The organism is Flavobacterium sp. GW821-FHT12A05 (genome assembly GCF_058807735.1).
The window spans coordinates 183,705-204,523 of sequence record NZ_JBXAQY010000008.1; the positions used below are offsets into that span (position 1 = coordinate 183,705).

General features: G+C 36.1%; 14 protein-coding genes and 1 tRNA gene. 10 read left to right on the forward strand and 5 right to left on the reverse strand.

Translation table 11 applies throughout. The annotated features are described in order from the left end of the window. Positions 1 to 152 precede the first annotated feature (152 nt). Positions 153 to 1,100 carry a thioredoxin-disulfide reductase gene (gene trxB, locus AC1RRQ_RS19340; protein ID WP_493024642.1) on the reverse strand — a complete coding sequence of 316 codons (948 nt, stop codon included), beginning with the start codon at positions 1,098 to 1,100 and terminating at the stop codon, positions 153 to 155. Between the two features lie 176 nt (positions 1,101 to 1,276). On the opposite strand from trxB, the gene AC1RRQ_RS19345 reads away from it, so the two are divergent. Beyond that, positions 1,277 to 1,351, forward strand: a tRNA-Pro gene (locus AC1RRQ_RS19345). A 130-nt stretch (positions 1,352 to 1,481) separates the two neighbouring features. Here the strand turns inward: AC1RRQ_RS19345 and AC1RRQ_RS19350 are convergent. Then, positions 1,482 to 3,650: a pectate lyase-like domain-containing protein gene (locus AC1RRQ_RS19350; RefSeq protein ID WP_493024643.1), complete on the reverse strand. Its 2,169-nt coding sequence runs from the start codon at positions 3,648 to 3,650 to the stop codon at positions 1,482 to 1,484. Between the two features lie 198 nt (positions 3,651 to 3,848). On the opposite strand from AC1RRQ_RS19350, the gene AC1RRQ_RS19355 reads away from it, so the two are divergent. The 7 genes from AC1RRQ_RS19355 (at position 3,849) to AC1RRQ_RS19385 (ending at position 9,776) form a co-directional block, all read left to right on the forward strand. After that, positions 3,849 to 4,244 carry a septal ring lytic transglycosylase RlpA family protein gene (locus AC1RRQ_RS19355; RefSeq protein ID WP_493024644.1) on the forward strand — a complete coding sequence of 132 codons (396 nt, stop codon included), beginning with the start codon at positions 3,849 to 3,851 and terminating at the stop codon, positions 4,242 to 4,244. Positions 4,245 to 4,475: 231 nt separating this feature from the next. Then, entirely contained in the window at positions 4,476 to 5,243 is a 768-nt protein-coding gene (locus AC1RRQ_RS19360; RefSeq protein WP_493024645.1) for a ParA family protein, read from the forward strand. A 5-nt stretch (positions 5,244 to 5,248) separates the two neighbouring features. Further along, complete coding sequence (locus AC1RRQ_RS19365; protein WP_493024646.1) at positions 5,249 to 6,151, forward strand: ParB/RepB/Spo0J family partition protein; 903 nt, start codon at positions 5,249 to 5,251, stop codon at positions 6,149 to 6,151. Beyond that, positions 6,151 to 6,711, forward strand: coding sequence for a DUF5683 domain-containing protein (locus AC1RRQ_RS19370; protein WP_493024647.1), 561 nt, complete (start codon positions 6,151 to 6,153; stop codon positions 6,709 to 6,711). The genes AC1RRQ_RS19365 and AC1RRQ_RS19370 overlap by 1 nt, the downstream gene beginning before the upstream one ends. Before the next feature lie 41 nt (positions 6,712 to 6,752). After that, positions 6,753 to 7,454: a 4-hydroxy-tetrahydrodipicolinate reductase gene (dapB, locus tag AC1RRQ_RS19375; protein ID WP_493024648.1), complete on the forward strand. Its 702-nt coding sequence runs from the start codon at positions 6,753 to 6,755 to the stop codon at positions 7,452 to 7,454. A 65-nt stretch (positions 7,455 to 7,519) separates the two neighbouring features. Then, a complete protein-coding gene (gene lepB / locus AC1RRQ_RS19380) occupies positions 7,520 to 9,073 on the forward strand; it encodes a signal peptidase I (RefSeq protein WP_493024649.1) in 1,554 nt (517 codons plus the stop codon). A gap of 88 nt (positions 9,074 to 9,161) precedes the next feature. Then, complete coding sequence (locus AC1RRQ_RS19385; protein ID WP_493024650.1) at positions 9,162 to 9,776, forward strand: WbqC family protein; 615 nt, start codon at positions 9,162 to 9,164, stop codon at positions 9,774 to 9,776. 32 nt (positions 9,777 to 9,808) lie between these two features. Here the strand turns inward: AC1RRQ_RS19385 and AC1RRQ_RS19390 are convergent, their stop codons facing one another. Both AC1RRQ_RS19390 and AC1RRQ_RS19395 read right to left on the reverse strand, forming a co-directional pair. Beyond that, positions 9,809 to 11,806, reverse strand: coding sequence for a hypothetical protein (locus tag AC1RRQ_RS19390; protein ID WP_493024651.1), 1,998 nt, complete (start codon positions 11,804 to 11,806; stop codon positions 9,809 to 9,811). 31 nt (positions 11,807 to 11,837) lie between these two features. Beyond that, the gene (locus tag AC1RRQ_RS19395) at positions 11,838 to 13,127 is read right to left on the reverse strand and encodes a S28 family serine protease (RefSeq protein ID WP_493024652.1); all 1,290 of its coding nucleotides are present in this window, start codon (positions 13,125 to 13,127) and stop codon (positions 11,838 to 11,840) included. A gap of 182 nt (positions 13,128 to 13,309) precedes the next feature. On the opposite strand from AC1RRQ_RS19395, the gene AC1RRQ_RS19400 reads away from it, so the two are divergent. Both AC1RRQ_RS19400 and AC1RRQ_RS19405 read left to right on the forward strand, forming a co-directional pair. Then, a complete protein-coding gene (locus tag AC1RRQ_RS19400; protein WP_493024653.1) occupies positions 13,310 to 15,307 on the forward strand; it encodes an MGH1-like glycoside hydrolase domain-containing protein in 1,998 nt (665 codons plus the stop codon). Positions 15,308 to 15,347: 40 nt separating this feature from the next. Further along, positions 15,348 to 16,568, forward strand: coding sequence for a M24 family metallopeptidase (locus AC1RRQ_RS19405; protein WP_493024654.1), 1,221 nt, complete (start codon positions 15,348 to 15,350; stop codon positions 16,566 to 16,568). A 72-nt stretch (positions 16,569 to 16,640) separates the two neighbouring features. On the opposite strand, the gene AC1RRQ_RS19410 is transcribed toward AC1RRQ_RS19405, so the two are convergent. Beyond that, complete coding sequence (locus AC1RRQ_RS19410; protein WP_493024655.1) at positions 16,641 to 20,489, reverse strand: M43 family zinc metalloprotease; 3,849 nt, start codon at positions 20,487 to 20,489, stop codon at positions 16,641 to 16,643. Positions 20,490 to 20,819 lie beyond the last annotated feature (330 nt).

The window sequence follows — 20,819 nt, forward strand, 5'->3', positions numbered from 1 at the left end:
CAGTATTCAGTTTTCAGTATTCAGTCGCAGTTTGCAGAACTTAAAATAAACAAAAAGTCCCAATCGTAGAGATTGGGACTTTTTGTTTATAGATTCCAGTAAAAACTGTAAACTGTCACTGAAAACTGCGACTGTAAACTGAACACTGTGACTTATTCTTTAGAAGCTAAATATCTTTCAGCATCAAGTGCTGCCATACAACCTGTACCTGCAGCAGTAATTGCCTGACGGTATACGTGATCTGCAGCATCTCCGGCAACAAAAACACCATCAACATTTGTTTTAGATGTTCCTGGCGTATTTACGATATATCCAGTTTCGTCAAGTGTAATGTATTCTTTAAAAATATCTGTATTTGGTTTGTGACCAATTGCTACGAAAAATCCGGTTGCAGGAATTTCGATAACTTCACCTGTAGTTTTGTTTAATGCTTTAATGGCATGTACTACATTATTATCACCCAAAACTTCAACAGTATCGTGGTTCATTAAAATCTCGATGTTTTCAGTTTTGCGAACACGCTCTTCCATAATTTTAGAAGCTCTGAATTTTTCGCTTCTTACTAACATCGTTACTTTTTTACAAAGTTTAGATAAGTAATGTGCTTCTTCACAAGCAGAATCTCCTGCTCCAACAATTACAACTTCTTGATTACGGTAGAAAAATCCATCGCAAACAGCGCAGGCAGAAACACCGCCGCCCATATTTAAATAGTGCTGCTCTGATGGTAATCCTAAATATTTAGCCGAAGCTCCTGTAGAAATAATGACAGTTTCGCAGTGTAATTCGATTGAATCATTGATCCAAACTTTATGAATATCTCCAGAAAAATCAACTTTTGTAGCCCAGCCATCGCGAATATCAGCACCAAAACGTTTTGCTTGGTCTTGTAACTGAATCATCATTTCTGGTCCTGTAACACCATCAACATACCCAGGAAAATTTTCTACTTCATTAGTTGTAGTCAACTGACCTCCAGGCTGCATTCCTTGATATAAAACCGGATTCATGTTTGCTCTGGCTGCATAAATTGCGGCTGTATAACCTGCAGGGCCAGAACCTATAATAAGGCATTTAATTTTTTCGATTGTATCTGACATAATGTGTATTGTTTTTTTGTGATGCAAATGTAAACTTTATTATAAAAAATAACGCCGAAAATAAATCTGAAATAGCTATCCTAAAATAAGTTTTATTTATTTTTACTTTTTCCTTTTACAAATCAAATTTATTTATATCTTTGCATCCGCTTTCGGGCAGTACAGCAAAACATCTTCGGGGTGTAGCGTAGCCCGGTTATCGCGCCTGCTTTGGGAGCAGGAGGCCGCAGGTTCGAATCCTGCCACCCCGACAAAAGCCGAACAGAAATGTTCGGCTTTTTTGTTTTCTACAATCAATATCTTTATAGAAAACAAAAAACTCTGAAAATCAATTAATTCTCAGAGTTTTTTATTTATTTGATATTTCCTAATAAGTAACTGTTACTTCTCCATGCTAATATAAGCAGGATACGATTCACGATTTGGCAGTTCAAAAGTTTCATCGTAAGGCTGCGTGCCTATGCTGTTATTATATAATGCCACACGTTTTGCACCAGTTGCTGTGCTGCCGCCTGTGCCATTAATAACGTTTTGAATATTTCCCGGACCCGCAAAACGAGTAATACACATTTTTTCGAATTTTACATTTGGACTGTTCGGTATTTCAAAACCATTTTTCTTATTCACATTTCCGTCAGTTCCTGTAAAAACTGCATAAGATCCCATTCCTATAGTATTGTGTTCTTTTACTGTATTAGCCACTTTAAATGCAGCATAACCATCGACTCTGCCTCCCTGACTGCTCCAGCTTGCTTGATTTGGCGCATCGTACGGCGGTTCGTTCTGAAAGAAATAAGTTCTCCCGCGTTCTCCTAACCATAATACCTCATATTCTTGATAATGCTCCGTAAACAAAGCATAAAGCGTAACATCGTCTCCGGTAACAATAAGTCCGTTTTTACATCTGTCTCTTAACCAGCGCGCATTTCCGCCTTTTTGCGAACCATGATCTGCACGCCACAACCAGAAATGATCTCCCACCACATTGTTGCTGTTTATCTGCATAGAAGCATGTATCTGAATATTTTTTGACTGAACACCACCTACTCTGCAAGTAATATCCGAAAGCAAAATAGGATCAGCAGCATGATCTGCATTTGCATCTTCGCCACCAATTCTAACCTGATAAGTCGTACTGTTAAATGAATCCATCAGAAGTCCGGCAATAATAATTCCATCTTTATCATCAGCATAAATACATCCCCACGTATTTTTTTCTGTAGGCTCTAAAGTTACCGAAGCAATTCCAGCGCCTAAAAGTATGGCATCTTTTCTGTTTACCTGAATAGGAGCATTTAAGGCATAATGTCCTGGAGTGAAAAATATATTTTTACCCGCTTTTAATGCATTGTTGATTTCCAGATCAGTGTCGCCTTCTTTAGTAACATACCAATTGGTAAGCAAATCTTGAATTTGGCCTTTCCCCATATCTGTTGCCGACCAGGAAACTCCTATTCTATCTTTTTGCCACGCTGGAACAAAGACTTTATATTCGCCATCTTTATCTATAAAAAGAAAAGGTTTTTCTCTAATAATTGGCGTTGTTGAAATTGGAGAATTGGCTTCATCTGCCTGCGGAGGATTAACACAACCCTGCCAAACCATATTATATGAACCTCCCATAGCTCCTGAACCAGAAGGAAAAATAGTATTTCGGGTGTACCATTGTTGTTGTCCGCCCCAGTTTGGTCTTACCGAAGTATAATGCGTATCGGCAATAAAACCGCCGCTTCCCCAGAAATTAGTATCTCCAATATCTGAGATATATTTCGAAGTGCTTTCAATCAGCATTCTTCTTGCGCTGGTAGATTGAGAAACTGTCCAGGCAAAATCGCGCATTACTTCTACATTTTCTATAGAACGCCAAAATGTACATGTAGCATTTGCACCGCCTGAAAGGTGAGGTCTTGTAAATACAGATCCCAATTTAACATCTGAAGGCACTCTGCCCAAACCTCCAATATGAGAATAAAATCCTAATTCTATAGAGTTTGCTTCTGCAGATGATGCTGAACCCGATCCGCCTGAATCATACGTTTGACCATTGACATTTGCTTTTAAATAATAAGCCTGACGTTTTGTTGTCCACTCACCATTTGGTCCGCCAAGACCAATAGAACCAAACTGGGAATTAATATCTTTTCGGGCTGTTTCGGCTTTTTCATATTTTCTATCGTAGAAATACATATTGCTGCCAAAAATCTGATTTTCCAGCGAAATTAGTATAGTAATATCGTTACGAGTAACTTTATAGTAGTTCTCGTATTTATCTGTATTTGGTTTATTATCTGTATATGTTAATTTAGAAGTTGAACCAACCGATACAAAGTCTGATGCCAAACGACTTCCTCCTCTTGTAATAATGTAATTTCCGGAAGAACCGAATGCCGGCCATGATAAGGTTATATTGTGTTTTTTCTTGTTGTAAACAATTTTACCTTCTACCTTGTTCTCCTGATTTTTTTCGTCAGATGAATTTGGTTTTACGAAACTGCATAGCATCAGCATAACTGCAAATACAGTAAATACTGAGGTTAACTTTTTAATCATAATCTTTTGGGTTTAATAGTATTTTAAAAAGCCCAAAATAGTCATAATCCTTAATCTAAAAGTCCATTTTTAGTTTCAAATTTCTTATCAAAAACTATACAAAATCTAAATTTTGTCTTTTAGTAACATTAATATGCCTTATTGGACAGCCTCATCATTTATAAATAGATTTTTTTTGCCGATCGAAAAAATTAGACGATGAAAAAAATAATACTATTTATAATATTCCTTATTTCGGTAGCGGCGACTGCACAAGAAACCCCAAAAGACTCCTGTGACACAAACATAAAATATGAGTTGTACAAAATAAATGCACACGCCTCCTATTATCATGATAAATTTAATGGAAGAAAAACGGCAAGCGGTGCAAGATTTAACAATGATGATCTTACAGCCGCCCATAAAAAATTTCCATTTGGAACAATACTAAAAGTAACAAATGAAATAAATGACAAATCTGTAATTGTAAAAATTACAGACAGAGGCCCTTTTGTTAAAGGAAGAGAAATTGACCTGAGCAAAAGAGCCTTTATGGAAATTGCTTCCAATAAAAGAAGTGGCTTAGTTTATGTAAAAATTGAAATACTAAAATAAGTTGAGAATAAAACCGTTCTTCAAAGTTAAAATTAGATTCATTCTCCTTTTACAGCAGAAACACCAGTTAAATTGGTCAAACTTAGCTTACAATTTTATTTACAGCTAAAAATTATTTTATCCCGAAGACCCATGAAACCGCGATTAAGCGAGGTTTCATAAATGTTAACAAAATAGATTTTCAAAAACCATAAATAATTGTATTTTTACGGTTCAAAATTCAGAAAATAAATGGGCAAAATCATTGCGATTGCTAATCAAAAAGGAGGCGTTGGAAAAACGACAACATCTGTAAATCTTGCAGCCTCACTAGGCGTTTTAGAGAAAAAAGTATTATTGATCGACGCTGATCCACAGGCCAATGCTACATCTGGTCTTGGAATTGACGTAGAATCTGTTGAACTTGGAACTTACCAAATTCTTGAACATACGATAACGCCAAAAGAAGCCATTTTAAAATGTACAGCTCCAAATGTTGACGTGATCCCGGCTCACATTGACCTTGTTGCTATCGAAATCGAATTGGTTGACAAAGAAAACCGTGAGTACATGCTTAAAAAAGCATTAGAAGAAGCAAAAGAAGAATATGATTTTATCATTATCGACTGTGCCCCTTCGTTAGGTTTATTAACCTTAAATGCTTTAACAGCTGCTGATTCTGTAGTTATTCCTATTCAATGTGAATATTTCGCACTTGAGGGATTAGGAAAATTATTGAACACTATTAAGAGTATTCAAAAAATACACAACCCTGACCTTGATATCGAAGGATTATTACTAACCATGTATGATTCTAGATTACGTTTATCAAACCAGGTGGTTGAAGAGGTTCAAAAACACTTTAACGATATGGTTTTTGACACCGTTATTCAGCGAAATGTAAAATTAAGCGAAGCACCAAGTTTTGGCGAAAGTATTATCAATTACGACGCTACAAGCAAAGGTGCAGTTAATTATATTAACTTAGCTCAAGAGATTATAAAGAAAAACAGTAAATAGTTTTTATGACAAAAGCAATTAAAAAACAAGCCTTAGGAAGAGGATTATCAGCGTTATTAAAAGATCCGGAAAACGACATTACATCAGTAGATGATAAAAATGCTGATAAGGTTGTTGGAAATATTATTGAGCTTGAAATAAGTGCTATAGAAATAAATCCGTTTCAGCCTAGAAGCAATTTTAATGAAGAATCATTACGCGAATTAGCTACTTCTATTAAAGAACTTGGCGTAATTCAACCTATTACTGTTCGTAAATTAGATTTTAATAAATACCAGTTAATTTCTGGAGAGCGTCGTTTGCGTGCTTCAACTTTAGTTGGTTTAACTCATGTTCCGGCTTACATTCGTATTGCTAACGACAATGAGTCATTGGTTATGGCATTGGTTGAAAACATTCAGCGTCATGACTTAGATCCTATCGAGATCGCACTTTCTTACCAGCGTTTAATTGACGAAATTCAATTAACTCAGGAACAAATGAGCGAACGCGTTGGAAAAAAACGTTCTACAATTGCCAACTATTTACGTCTTTTAAAACTGGATCCGATTATTCAAACCGGTATTCGTGATGGTTTTATCAGTATGGGACATGGGCGTGCGATCATTAATATCGAAGATTTAGATGTTCAGACTGATATTTATCAAAAAATTGTAAGTCAGAATTTATCTGTACGTGAAACAGAAACATTAGTAAAAAATTACCACGAAAGCTTAAAGCCAAAAGAAGAAGGAAAAGCGAAACCAGATTCTTCATTTGTAGTTAGAGAAACACAGAAAAACTCATTTAATGACTATTTTGGCTCAAAAGTTGATATTAAAGTCGCTGGCAACGGAAAAGGAAAAATCACTATTCCATTTAGTTCTGAAGCTGACTTTAATCGAATTATAAAATTAATTAACGGATAGTGAATAAAATTGTCCCCATAAGTTTATTGTTCTTTCTCTTAGGAACCGTCTCTCTTTTTGCCCAGGCAAAAGAAGAAACGGTTTTGGTCGCTAAAGACAGTACTAAGTTAGAAGAAATAGACCCGCTTACACCCGCAAAAGCAGCTTTCTATTCTGCTATTTTACCTGGTTTAGGTCAGGCATATAATAAAAAATACTGGAAAATTCCTTTAGTTTACGGAGCTATTGGTACAAGTTTATACTTCTATATAGACAACAATAACAAATATCGTGATTATCGTAACGCCTATAAACGAAGATTAGAAGGCTACGTTGGTGATAAATATGCGTTTTTAGATGACAGCAGACTTATTGCTGGTCAGAAATTTTATCAAAGAAACAGAGATCTTTCTGCTTTATTTGTTGTTGCTTTTTATGCCTTAAATATTATAGATGCCAATGTTGACGCTGCCTTGATTCAATTTAACGTAAACGAAAGATTATCAATGCGTCCGGAAATTTACCCCAACGATGTAACGTTTAAACCGAATGTTGGACTAACCTTTAATTATCGTTTTTAAGTAGTTTTCTTCTATTTAAAAATTCACAAAATACATACAAAATGAAAATTGCGCTTTTAGGATACGGAAAAATGGGTAAAGTAATTGAACGAATTGCTTTAGAAAGAGGTCATGAAATAGTTTTAACGAAAGATGAATTCAATACATACGACGGACTTTCGACAGCCGATGTTGCCATTGATTTCAGTGTTCCGTCTGCAGCAGTTGACAATATTTCTGCCGCTTTTAATGCCAATGTTCCTGTAGTTTCCGGAACAACCGGCTGGTTAGAACATTACGATGAAATGATTGCACTTTGCAACGAGAAAAAAGGAGGTTTTATCTCGAGTTCAAATTTTAGTCTGGGTGTAAATATTTTCTTTGGATTAAATGAATATCTTGCTAAAATCATGAAGCAATTTGATTCATACAAAGTTTCGATGGAAGAAATTCACCACATCCATAAACTTGATGCACCAAGCGGTACTGCTATTTCTTTAGCGCAAGGCGTTATTGAAAACAGTAATTATACCGGATGGTCTTTAGATGAAGAGAAAGACAACCAAATTCGCATTGATGCAAAACGAATAGGAGAGGTTCCGGGAACACATACCGTAAATTACGATTCTGCAATTGACAGTATCGAAATTAAACATACTGCCCATAATCGTGAAGGCTTCGCTCTTGGCGCTGTTATCGCAGCAGAATGGCTTGCCGGAAAACAGGGAATTTTCACTATGAAAGATGTACTAAACTTACAATAAATCGAATAAAGTTTTGGATTAACTAAACATTCAATCCTTAATTTGAAATCTAAAAATACAATATTATGACACTTTACTCTTGGTTCGTATTTTTCTTAGCTGTTCAGGTAATTCATTTTCTTGGTACTTGGAAATTGTATCAGGCAGCGGGAAGAAAAAGCTGGGAAGCTGCAATTCCGGTATACAATTCAATCGTTTTAATGAAAATGATTGGCCGCCCAACATGGTGGACGTTATTGCTTTTCATTCCGATTATTAACTTAATTATGTTTCCGGTTATCTGGATCGAAACCTTAAGAACGTTTGGTAAAAAATCAACTTTAGATACTATTTTAGGGCTTATCACTCTTGGTTTTTATGTGTATTATGTAAATTATACTCAGAAATTAGAGTACAACGCTAACCGAAAATTAACTCCTGAAAACAAAACGGCAGATACTGTAAGCTCTTTGCTTTTTGCTATTATCGTAGCAACATTAGTACACACTTATGTAGTACAGCCTTATACGATTCCAACCTCTTCATTAGAAAAATCATTACTTATTGGAGATTTCTTATTTGTAAGTAAATTAAATTATGGACCAAGAGTACCTATGACAACTGTTGCATTACCAATGGTTCATGACTCTATTCCATTAACAAAAAGAAAATCATATTTAAGCTGGCCTCAATTGCCATACTTTAGATTACCGGCTTTCCAAAAAATCAAACGAAGCGACATTGTCGTTTTTAACTGGCCCGTCGATACGGTTCATTATTTCTACGAACCAAAAGGAAGACCAGGAGTTATCAAACCAATTGATAAAAAATCGAATTACGTAAAAAGATGCGTAGGTATTCCTGGAGACAGCTTATCAATTAGAGATGGATTTGTATTCATTAACGGAAAAAAATTAGTTTTACCTGAAAGAGCAAAACCTCAATATTCGTATTCAGTTGCTTTAGATGGAAAAACATCTATTGATTTTGAATCTTTATTTAAAGAATTAGACATTACAGATCCGGCAGGTTTTAGAAGCGAAAAAAGAGACACACTTTACTTTAGAGCTTTAACGGAAGCTAGTGCTGAACGTTTAAAAAACACTCCTGGCGTTACTGCTGTAAAAAGAGAAATTGACAAAGGAAATGACAATGCGATTTTCCCTCATATCAATAAATGGAATCAGGACAATTTTGGTCCAATCTACATTCCGGAAGCTGGTAAAACAGTTGCCTTAACGAATGAATCTCTGCCATTTTACAAAGAAATCATTACGAATTACGAAGGAAACACTTTAGAATTAAGCGGTTCTAAATTCATAATAAACGGTAAAGAAACTAATACTTATACCTTTAAACAAAACTACTATTGGATGATGGGAGACAACCGTCACAACTCTGAAGATAGTCGTTATTGGGGTTATGTTCCGGAAAATCATATCGTAGGGAAACCAGTTTTTATCTGGATGAGCTGGGATACAAACGGAAAAGGTATCAATAAAATTCGCTGGAACAGAGTTTTCACTACTGTAGACGGTGAAGGACAGCCACAATCTTATTTCAAATATTTCCTAATTGTTCTTGCACTTTATTTCGTTGGAGAATTCTTCTGGAGAAAAAGAAAAGAAAACAAAGCATAAAACGTTTATTCGTTAAACTGGTAAATCGTTTAATTGTTTCTTAAAAAAGAACGATTAAACGATTTACCGATTAAACAAAAAAAATATCATGAATTCCTTATTACTTCCTACTTATTTTCCGTCAATAAGCCACTTTGCAGCTATGGCTCAATCTGAAAATATAACTTTGGAAATGGAAGATAATTTCCAAAAACAGACCAATAGAAACCGAACGTATATCTATAGTCCAAACGGAATTCAATTATTAAATATCCCTGTTAAACATTCCAAATCGGCACATCAAAAAACGAAAGATGTTTTGATTGAAAATGAATTTGACTGGCAGAAACAGCACTTTAAATCCTTAGAAGCCGCTTATAGAAGTTCCCCTTTCTTTGAGTTTTTTGAAGATGATATTGCTCCTATTTTCGAAAAGAAGCATACTTTTTTAATGGATTTAAATCTGGAAGTTTTAGATCTAACTGCGAAATGCCTTCGTATGAAATTAGAATTTGGAAAAACGGCTGAATACTTTCATGAAGCGGCTGATTTTTCTGATTTCAGATATTTGGCAAACGGAAAAAAGGACACTAATTCATTCGAAAAATACACGCAGGTTTTTGACGACAAACACGGGTTCATCAATAATTTAAGTGTTTTGGATTTACTTTTTAACGAAGGAAAATTTGCAATGGATTACTTAAAAACGCAAAAGTTACTTTAACCGTTTTCAAGCAATCCAGTTCATTTATTGGTTTAATTCAACTTAACCTGAATTGTTTCTCCTTCTTTAATCACTTTTTCGACCCATACTTTATTTTTGTCCGAAACTGTAATTTTTAGTTTTTTATTGATTCTCTCTACTGTAATATCAAAGTTTTTACCAGCTAAATAAATACTGCTGAGACTCATCTTTGGCCACGATTGCGGCAATCTCGGCACAAGATCAAAACTATTTAGACCAGTTGAACGAATGCCAAACAAACCTTCGGTAAAAACCCTGCAGTACAAACCGCTTTCTGCAGAAAGGTGACGCTGGTTTCCTTCAGGATAGGCTTCTACAGGATAAGGAACATGATCGCCCAGTAATCTTCGATTAGAATAATAATGCAAAAAACGTATTGCTTTTTCAGATTCTCCTGCTGCCAAAACGCCTCTCAAGGCATATAAAGTCGAACGATCCCAAAAGGTTTTGTCTCCGGCCTGACTTGCCAAACCATCTTGTGTCCATAATTTTGATGAGAATAAAGCATCGATAGTTCCTTCTTTTCGATCATAGATGCCCATTGCCAGCGGCGTACAAATCCAGGCACGCAAAACATCGTTTTCTTTATAATATCTATAAGTATCAAATCCGTCGATTCTCGCTCCAAAATAGTTTTCGATTGCTGTTTTCATTTTAGCTGCCTGTGTTTGGTAAGCTAAAAGTTTCTTTGGTGATTCTCCAAGTTCTTTCACGAGAAAAATAGCAGAATTAAGAGCATCAAAATACAAAGACGAGGTGTTAAGATTTGCTTTTCCTGCCGGGAAACGGCCTTCCAGTTCATCTGAATCAGAAGTAACGACTCCATCCTCATTTAATTTTAAACGACAATATTCCAGACACCATTCTATTAGAGGCCACAATTGGGCTGCTTCTTTTCTATTTCCTTTTGCTAAAGCATAACGTGCCGCACCGTAAGCTATCATAGCTGCGTCTCCTCTGTCTCCGGCACCATTCCAAATATCCGTTCCTTCGGCAATAATCGAACTCGGAATTGGCTTATATTCTTTATTCATAAATTTTGCAAAATGCAAATACGCATTTAATGACGCTTTATCTGCATATTCATAACCCAGAAAGGGGAAAAACGGCCCTATATATTCCGCTTCATCATTTGCCCAAATAGCGGCATAATAAGCTTCTCCTCCCGGACTGTGCATTGGTCCTCCTTTGGTCTCGAAAATACTTTCTGCTGCTCTTAATTTAGCAAAAGCAAATTCGGTATTTAATACTTCGTCAGGTGTTGTAAGCACTAATTTATTCTGAATTTCATGAACGAGTTCTAAACGTTTTCTTTTCTCCTCATCAATATCAATTAAAGGAACTGTTTCGCCCGTTTTTGTTCCAAAATAAATAACTGAGAACGAAACTTCTTCATTGGGTTTAAGCGTAAAACTGCCATGATTTTGTGTGAAAACATGTATTTGATAACTTCCTTCTGTACCAATTTCCGGATCAGAATGGTAAAGAGATTCGGTTTTTGGTATTTCAACAATACAATTTTTATTAAAGGTATTTTTTAAAGTATACTTTTCACAATATCCTGCCAGTGATGTCATTGGAAAGTATTGTCTGGTAATTTCAAGTTTAGAATCGACCTTACTGTTGACTTGCAATATACCGTTCATTGAAACAGCAATGACCTTTTCGTCCGTAATTGGTTTGTAATTCACAGTCACCAATTCCAGACCGTCCTGAGCAAACTGTCGGGTAAAACTAGCGTGCGTATTGTTGGGAATAGTCCTTAACATGGGCCAGACCAAACTGCGGGTGGCATGAAAAGCTCCGTTCGCTAAAACACCATAACGAATTACACTTGAGATTCTTTTACCGCTCATTTCGATATGGTCCTGATGAGGAATATCTTCTTTAATTTTCCATGAAATTGAATTTTCAGAATCAATCTGCCAGCGATTATTTTCTTGTGCAAACGACTTGTATGCAATAAAGTTAAAAACAATAAAGAACAAAAAGGCTTGTAATTTTTTCATTCGGATAATCTTATTTTTTTGATTATTGGTTTTAAAGGTTTTCTGTTTCCAGCCATCTTGAAAGCGTTTTCATGATAAGCTGCTGATCTTTTTCAGGAAAATCCTTTACTCTTGTTGAGTGGCTTCCTTCCGGCAGTGTCATTTTTAGCGCATCTAGTTTTAGGTTCGGTGTTGGAGAACAAGAATACCAGGTGTCGTAACCACCATAGATATATAAAATTTTATCGCCTTTGTTCTCTACATATTTTCGAACTTTTTTAATGTATTTCGGGTTGTATTTCATCACAACATCTTTGGGCGCAAAACGATCGTTTGATGAACTTTTTACAATTTGAAGCAAATCAGCAACGGGAGATAAATCAAACCCGTAATAGCCTAATTCGTTTAAATGCTGATAATAGGACGGCAGATAATTAAAATACATTTTGTCGTTATACGTTCTAACGCCAACAATATTATCAAGATACTCGAACAATTCTTTGGCAGAGGCAGTTACGGGAGGAACCGCATCACATTTCCCTCCCCACTGCCAAAAAGAAAAAGGAAATTCTAAAACCGCATATTCTAAAGCTTCAGCAAAAGGCACTTCTTTAAAAGTCATTTTCTTTGCCTCTGCATATTGCGCGAACTCTTTTAAAACAGCTGCTCTATTTTCTAAAACTGCTCTTTGAAATGCTGTAATTTTTTCTCTGCATTCCGGCGTTCCAACTGTTCTGGTATGCTCTATTGTTCTGGGATCTTCCTGCGTATTAATCAACGGAGCAACGTAAGGCATCGCCACGGTTACATCATCAGGATATTTTGATTTATATATTAAAGCCGTTTCGCCGCCTTTACTTATTCCGGTTGAAATCCATTTGCCTGGATACAGCTGTTTTAATTGGGTTACAATCGCATGGTAATCTTCAATCGCCTGATCATTCGTCAAATATTCCCATTGAATGGTTTCAGGACGCGATTTTCCGTAAAAACGATATTCAACTGCAATTTGATTGGCGCTTAATAATTTACTCACTTCGCTTTTAATATTTCCTGTATTGTAACCGTGTGTTTCGATAACCATAGGTTTATTAAAATCAAGATGAGAAAGATAAATGTAATGTTTGAAAGTGCCTTTTTGAGGATTTTTATGATCTAAAGGCTCGTCTAAAATCAATTGATACGATTCTGAATAGCCTTCTAAGTTATCTATACGCGTAATTTCAGCTTTAGGAAATAATTCGGTCAGTTTTAAAAATAAATTTGATGCCGTCTGTGCTGCCCCAAACTGCGGACTCAGCACAACATAAAGTAATAATAGTAAACTTTGTACTTTTTTCATTTTTTAAGGTTTAATTGATTTTTTAAAAATACTGGCTATACCAGCCTAAATCCGATACTATATTACCCGTAAATTATCCTATTTTATCTACTTTGAGTTAAAATACGGGTATGCCAAAATATTGACTTAATTTTAATCAGAAACTAAAAAAACAACCTCAAAAAAGCTCATTACTTACTTCTATGCAAAACTTTATTTACTCTGCATTTTTTTTAGCCTCAATACAGTTTACTTGTGCACAAACCAAATTCCCAAATTTAGAGAACAGCAAAAACAGCCTTAATTACAGCGGTTATCCAACCTCAGCAACCGACAGAACTTCCTTAGCTTTTTCGGATAAGGGCTCCTGGTTTGCTTATGGTTTTTTAAATACTGATAAAACAGAAGCCGGTTTCTCCGGTCCTTTACTTTTAACAGAGCAAAATGGAGTTTGGCTCAGTCCGGTTTTTGCTTCTTTACATCTTAAAGAAAGTAACGAACAAAACGAAATCGACTGGAAAAAATCTTTGGTACAGCAAACCAGTTATAACAGTCATCTTGAACAGGAATTCAAAACAAAAAACCTCATTATCAAACAAGAACTTCTTTTTTTATCTGCCCATACGGCATTACAAAAAACAAGTATTACGAACGTTTCGAATCAAAAGATAAAACTAGAATCGTATTTTTCCGGAGAAAATTATTTGAATACAATGGCGCTTATTTCAGAAAAAAATGAAATAATGCTGACCTCAAAAAAAGGAAATGCCATTGGACATTTGCAATTTATTGGAGAACAAATAAATTCTGAAATTAGTTCTAGAGGTTATAAAGCCGTACTTAATCCTTTTATTTTAAAGCCAAAGGAAACAAAAGAAATTGTAATGGCTCAAACTTTTATTTTTCCTCAATATTCCTGGAAAGAAGAACAAAATAGGATTACAAAAACCAAATTTGATCTTATTCTGAAATCTATTCAACAGGAAAAAGAAAACCAACTGCAAAATTTAAGTACTAAGAAAAAAGCTGTTTACAAGGACCAAATCTATTCTGATTTGTTGGGCAAACTAACCCTCACTTTACAAAATAACAGCAGAATTGCAGCAGAAGGTTTAAAACACAGCGGCATTTTCCCGAGTTATCATTACGAATGGTTCAATGGTTTTTGGGCTTGGGACAGTTGGAAACATGCTGCGGCGGTGGTAAATTACGATCCGGATTTGGCAAAAAACCAAATGCGGGCCATGTTTGATTATCAGGAGCCAAACGGATTTATTCCTGACTGCGTTTATCGCGATACTTTAATTGAACCCAATAATTACCGAAATACAAAATCGCCTTTAGCTGCCTGGGCCGTTTTGGAAATTTATAAAAAAACAAAAGACAAAAATTTTCTGAAAGAGTTTTATCCGAAATTAAAGAACTATCACGAATGGTGGTACAAGGAACGGGATCATGATCAGGATGGATTATGCGAATTTGGATCAACTGACGGCACTTTAATTGCTGCAAAATGGGAAAGCGGTATGGACAACGCCGTTCGTTTTGACAATATTCTTTTGTTACAAAACAGCAAACACGCTTTTTCTATAGATCGCGAAAGCGTAGATTTGAATTCCTTTTTATATGCCGAAAAAATGTTTTTAGCCGAAATAGCGTTGGCTTTAGAAGATCATATTAGTGCATCACAATTTAAAAGTCAGGCTGCTATTTTAAAAGAAAAAATACAAACTCAGTTTTGGGACGATACTTCCGGATGGTTTTATGACAGTACCATCGATGGAAAAACACTGCTGAAAGATATGGGCTGTGAAGGTTATTTTCCTCTTTGGGCAAAAGCAGCAACTCAGGAACAGGCCGAAAAAATCAAAAATAATATGATGAATCCTGAAATCTTTAATACTTTTATTCCATTGCCAACACTGGCGGCAAATCATCCTAAATTTAAGCCCGAAGGAGGATATTGGCGCGGCCCGATTTGGCTGGATCAGGTTTATTTTGGGATTACCGGTTTGTCTAATTATGGTTTTCAAAAAGAAGCAGATCTCATGACTTATAAAACAATTCACAATGCCGAAGGTGTTCTGGAAAAAGGATCTGCTATTCGGGAAAATTATCAGCCTATTACCGGAAAAGGACTCGAAGCTTATAATTTCAGCTGGTCGGCAGCGCATTTGATACTGTTACTGCTTAACGATTAAATTATTTTAAAAACATACTTAACTTAAAAAAACAAAAAAGATGACTATTGGAGTTGGCGGATCTGACGCAAAAACAGAATTAGAAAAAATACAAAATATGACGGGGAATGTAAAACCCATTCAGCCCGAAGAATACAAAACGCGTATTCAAAAAGCCGTGTCTATTATGAAAGCGACAGGCCTAAAATCACTTTATGTTAATGCCGGAACGAATTTATATTATTTTACAGGAACGAAATGGAATCCTTCTGAAAGAATGGTTGGTGGTCTTTTGTTTGAAGACGGCAGTTTAGAATATATTGTTCCGAAATTTGAAGAGGGAACTTTTAAAAAATTCATGCAGATAGACGGTAAAATTAATTGCTGGGAAGAGCATGAATCTCCTTATCATTTATTTGGAAAAATATTAGAAAATAAAAACATTAAATCCGGTACCATTGCTTTGGATGAATCTGCCGGTTATTTTTTAATTGATGGTTTAACCAAGGCTAATCCGGGTTATGATTTTCAAAATGCACAGCCTATTACAACGGGATGTCGTATTCAAAAATCAGAAAATGAAATTGCGATTATTCAGCAGACCAAAGAAATCACGATGGTCGTACAACGCGCTGCAGCCCGTATTTTACATCCGGGAATAAAAGCAGAAACGGTAGTCGATTTTATAAACAAAGCACATATTAAAGCCGGAATTTCCTCTGGTTCCTATTTTTGTATTGTACTGTTTGCAGATGATTCTCAATATCCACATGGCGTAACAAAACCACAGGATTTAAAAGATAATGAGGTGGTTCTGATTGATACCGGATGTCGTTTAGAAGGTTATTTATCTGATATCACGCGCACTTACATATACGGAACACCAACTGAAGCTCATAGAAAAATATGGAATCTGGAAAAAGCAGCGCAAAAAGCAGCTTTTGATGCAGCTCAATTAGGAGCAACATGTGGTTCTGTAGATGATGCGGCGCGAAAAGTAATTGCAGAAGCTGGTTTAAGCGGCGATTACGAGCTTCCGGGATTACCTCATCGTGTGGGTCACGGAACAGGATTAGACATACACGAATACCCGTACCTCGTAAGAGGCAGTTCTATAATTTTGCAAGAAGGAATGGTGGTGAGTAATGAACCCATGATTTGTATTCCGGGACAATTTGGAATTCGTCATGAAGATCATTTTTATATGACTTCAAACGGACCAAAATGGTTTACAACTCCAATGCATAGTATTGAAGATCCGTTTGGTCTTGAAGTAAATTAATTCTTTTTACTACAATACAAAAAGGGGAAACGATATCGTTTCCCCTTTTTTCTTTACAACCAAAACTAAAAATTACTTAACCAATAATTTTTTACTTTCAGAAAAACTTCCATCTGTTGCTACGACGATATATACTCCTTTTCTCAGTTGGTGAACCGGATAAAAAACCGTGTTATTTAATACCGCTACTATAACTCCGGTATGATCGTAAATCGTTATTTTGATATTCGCTGCATTTAAATTGGCAAATTCAAAATTCACTACGTCTGTCGCCGGATTAGGATACATTGCAAATGATTTTGTAAAATCGGTTTGGTTTGCTCCTGCACTTCCGTTTTGTAAATCAATTGTCAATGGATTGCTCCAATCGCTGGATTCCGTGGCATTTTTAGCTTTCACTCTAAATTGATAAACGGTTTGCGTTCCCTGTTTTGGAATCCATAAATAATAAGTAGATGAATTTCCAAATGTTGTCCAGCCTGTAGATGCATTATTTAATTGTACTTCATAGCTTGTCGCATTTGTGACTGTAGTCCATGACGCATAAAAACCTGATGAATAAACTCCTGAATTACCCGCAACAGGTGTCGCCAATGTTGTTGGATTTGGATTAGTTACTGTTCCTGAAACTACAGTATAATCTTCTACTTCTCCATCGGCAATATTACCACAGGCTGACGGGTTAGAATAATATTTCATTACAATACGCATTCTTGTCGATCCGGTAAAGGCAACTGCAGTAAAATTACCTGTTGCAGTTCCGTTAGACGAGATTCCGTCAATCACTTTTTCTGAAGGTTCAAAAACATTGTTTTTATTGTAGTCGATCCAGATTCCCCAAAATTCTGTATAAGCATCACCAGAGAAACCAGCCGTTAAACTTACGTTTGTAGGTGTACTTGGTGATAGGGTAATTGTTTTAGAAGTATAATCAGCGTAGCCTCCTGTATTTTTACCTGAAGTATTATTAAAACTTCCGATAGTTACAGAATTAATGTATTCGTATTTATTGTCTGCCTGAGTAGTACAATAAGCTGAATTAGCCGTAATTGTGGCAGAAACTTCATTAGAATAAGGAGAATAAACAGCATTTGCTTTGGCACGAATTTTATATTTATAAGTACTGCCAGCTGTTAAACCTGTATTGGTATAAGTTGCTGCTGTACTTGCCAAAGTTGCTATTTCTGCAAAAACATTGTCTGCCCCTGCTCTTTCAACCACAATATTTGTGGCATTTGTGGCATTATTTGTCCAGGCCAATTGGACCTCTAAATTGGTATTATTAGCTGTTGCTGTTAGATTAGAAGGTGCCAAAACAGTTGTAGTAGTTTGATTTCCTGCCAAAATTGCTTCGTTAGGTTTTGTATTGTAAGCAAAATCCAAAACGCTGTAACCAACTCCGCCAGCTTCTACTTTTACATGCATCCAGCCGTAACAAGTACGTCCTCTGCTTTTATATTCAAAACCTACGTATCCGGTTTGATTGTCCCAAGCTGTATAAGTTGCTGTTCTTAAATCTAACTGATCCGGATAAGCTGCTCCAGGAGTTACAAAATTACTCGACGCCCCAATTGAAGTTCCCTGCGTAAGTAAAGAAATATTTCTTGTTCCTGTCTGACCTACTAATCTTTTGCCGTAAGTTTCTATTTTTAATGCTGCAGCTGCAAATTGCCAGGCACCATATTCTGTATTATCTCCAATAGCTAAATCAAAATACTGCCACGGCTGTGCCGCCGAAGCTGCATAATCAGGATTGTTTACATAGAAAATACCGTAAGGAGCATCAAATTTAAGGTTAATCGTTTTTGAAGCATTGTCCAAAGTTGAAATTCCGCCTGTAATAGCGGCATCTTTAAACGTAATAATCACCGCTGCATCATTTGCCGGAATATGTGCTGTAGCTTTTCCTGTAAAAGAAACTACCACTTTATTATTGCTTTGCAGTGTTAATACAGCTGTTAATCCCGATGGAACTCCAGAAATTGTATAATCAGTTCCGGCAGTAAAGGTTCCAGAGCTTTTTGTGAACGTTCCGTTATTAGTCGATAACGAAATCAAACTAGTTGTGGCAACACCGCCATCATTAGCTTCGGCTTCATACAAAACCGTTTCAGATAAAGTAACTGCTGTTTTATTTGACATTCCGGTATAAATTGGTGTGTTGGGTTGTGTGTTATAAGCATATTCAGAAATCGTAAAAGCATCTCCGTTTGCTGCAACATTCACTTTGAACCATCCGTAACACGTTTGTCCTTCTATTTGGTATTCAAAACCAACGTAACCAGATTTGCCTTCCCAAGCCGTATAAGTTGATGTTCGCATATCTAACTGATTTGGATATGCTCCCGGAGCTGTCATATTACTTGCTGGCCCTACTGCTGTATTTTGCCCAAGCAAAGAAATATTTCTGGTACCTGCTTCGCAAACTAATTTTTTACCATATGTTTCTATTTTTAGTGCATTAGCTGCATAACGCCAGCCTCCAAATGAAGTATCATCTCCTTTTGCAATATCAAACGGTTTCCATACTAATGATGAAGAAATATTGATATCGGGCATGTCTACAAAAAATATCCCGTATGGATCTGTAAATTTCAAATTAAAGAATAAAGAAGTACAAGATAAACCTGTAGTACCGCCAGTAAAAGCAGCAGGTAAAAATGTTATTCCGGCTGTAGTATTTTGTGCCGCTGCGTGATTAAGCGCTTTTCCGGAAAGAGTTACGGTTACTTGTCCGTTTGAATTTACCGTAAGTACCGGTGTAATTCCTGCCGGAAAAGTATGTGTAAAATGTGTGCCTGCTGATAAAGTTCCAGAACCCAAAGCAAAAGTTTTACCTCCGCTTAGCGTTACTACTGATGGAGTATTAAAAGCTCCGTCGTTTACCACTGTTTCTTTTAGAGTTGTTACGCTTGCCACTAAACTGCTTTCTGTTGCATTTACTCCGGTATCAATTAAGTTTTGAGGCTGCCAAAGTGTGATTCTTGCAGGATGCTGTAAGGCGGCCAGCATTCGGTCTATTTGTCCTTGCGTATACATTTTATAACAGCCTTGAGCGCCATTATATCCCATATAGTTTTCGAAGTTCACCTTGTCGCCGCTGCAGTTTGTTCCCGGTGTACAGGCAAGAGTATGCAAACCATCTTCTGCTGGTGTATCGCTTACTTCATCTGTTCCGGTACAGCCTCCTTCAAAAGTGTGAATTAAATTTAAAAAGTGACCAAACTCATGTGTTAAGGTTGCCGAAAACTCTTTACTATATGAATTATCATAAAGATAGGCTCCGTTAAAAACAACACGCGCTGTATTGCTTGCGGTCATCGCAGTATTTGGATACCAGGCAACACCTGAATTGTTTAAAGCACCGTCATTATACAAATCATTCTGAATATAAACATTCATATATTTTGTATTATCCCAGGCATCAGCTGCAATTTGGTCATCATAACCTCCGCCGTTTCCGTAGCCATTTTTAGCAGTATGAAAAACAACACCGGTTGTACAGCCTCCGTTTGGATCTTTTTTGGCAAGTTTAAATTCGACGTTTAAGGTTCCTCTTCTTGCCTGAAAAAAAGGCTCAACGGTTTGGTAATCTGCATTTCTTCCGTTAAAATCATCATTTAATTGTGCCAAATGATTGACAATTTTCTCGTAAGTAATGCTTTTACCGCTTTGTATATCTCCGTAGATATGAAAAACCACGGGTATGGTATAAGTAACGGCTTCGGCCTTTGCTGTTTTACTTTTACGCTGAAGAGCAAATTTTTTCGTAAAAGCATCAAAATCTTTTTTTTCCTGAAGTGAATTCGGATTCGCCCGATACACTTTAGCGTTTTCCTCTGTTGTCCGGCAAGGAAGTCCTTGTGCGTTTATTTTTGCTATCGCAAAAAAAAGCAATAATACTAGTAGTTTTGTTCTCATTTGTTTTTTTGGGTTTTGTTATTACCAAAATTATCAGGATGATTTCTAACTGACTGATACTATCTAACTAATATTTAATACAAGATTAACAGGTTTTTAACCATAAAAAAACATACTTTAAAAAAATAAAGACAATAAAATACGTATTTAACACCTAAATTGCCTTTTTATCAAACATAAACAAATACCCCTGACCTTATAGGTTTAACCGCAAAGTTCGCAATGAAATAAAACGCAAGGTTCGCAAAGCTTTTTAAAAACTTTGCGAACCCTGCGTAAACCTTTGCGCTCTTTGCGGTAAAAAACAAAAAAACCGGAAAATCTAATTAA

Coding starts and splice junctions, on each gene's coding strand:
- trxB (WP_493024642.1), bottom strand. CDS start 1,100: ATGTCAGATACAATCGAAAAAATTAAATGCCTTATTATAGGTTCTGGC.
- AC1RRQ_RS19350 (WP_493024643.1), bottom strand. CDS start 3,650: ATGATTAAAAAGTTAACCTCAGTATTTACTGTATTTGCAGTTATGCTG.
- AC1RRQ_RS19355 (WP_493024644.1), top strand. CDS start 3,849: ATGAAAAAAATAATACTATTTATAATATTCCTTATTTCGGTAGCGGCG.
- AC1RRQ_RS19360 (WP_493024645.1), top strand. CDS start 4,476: ATGGGCAAAATCATTGCGATTGCTAATCAAAAAGGAGGCGTTGGAAAA.
- AC1RRQ_RS19365 (WP_493024646.1), top strand. CDS start 5,249: ATGACAAAAGCAATTAAAAAACAAGCCTTAGGAAGAGGATTATCAGCG.
- dapB (WP_493024648.1), top strand. CDS start 6,753: ATGAAAATTGCGCTTTTAGGATACGGAAAAATGGGTAAAGTAATTGAA.
- lepB (WP_493024649.1), top strand. CDS start 7,520: ATGACACTTTACTCTTGGTTCGTATTTTTCTTAGCTGTTCAGGTAATT.
- AC1RRQ_RS19385 (WP_493024650.1), top strand. CDS start 9,162: ATGAATTCCTTATTACTTCCTACTTATTTTCCGTCAATAAGCCACTTT.
- AC1RRQ_RS19390 (WP_493024651.1), bottom strand. CDS start 11,806: ATGAAAAAATTACAAGCCTTTTTGTTCTTTATTGTTTTTAACTTTATT.
- AC1RRQ_RS19395 (WP_493024652.1), bottom strand. CDS start 13,127: ATGAAAAAAGTACAAAGTTTACTATTATTACTTTATGTTGTGCTGAGT.
- AC1RRQ_RS19400 (WP_493024653.1), top strand. CDS start 13,310: ATGCAAAACTTTATTTACTCTGCATTTTTTTTAGCCTCAATACAGTTT.
- AC1RRQ_RS19405 (WP_493024654.1), top strand. CDS start 15,348: ATGACTATTGGAGTTGGCGGATCTGACGCAAAAACAGAATTAGAAAAA.
- AC1RRQ_RS19410 (WP_493024655.1), bottom strand. CDS start 20,489: ATGAGAACAAAACTACTAGTATTATTGCTTTTTTTTGCGATAGCAAAA.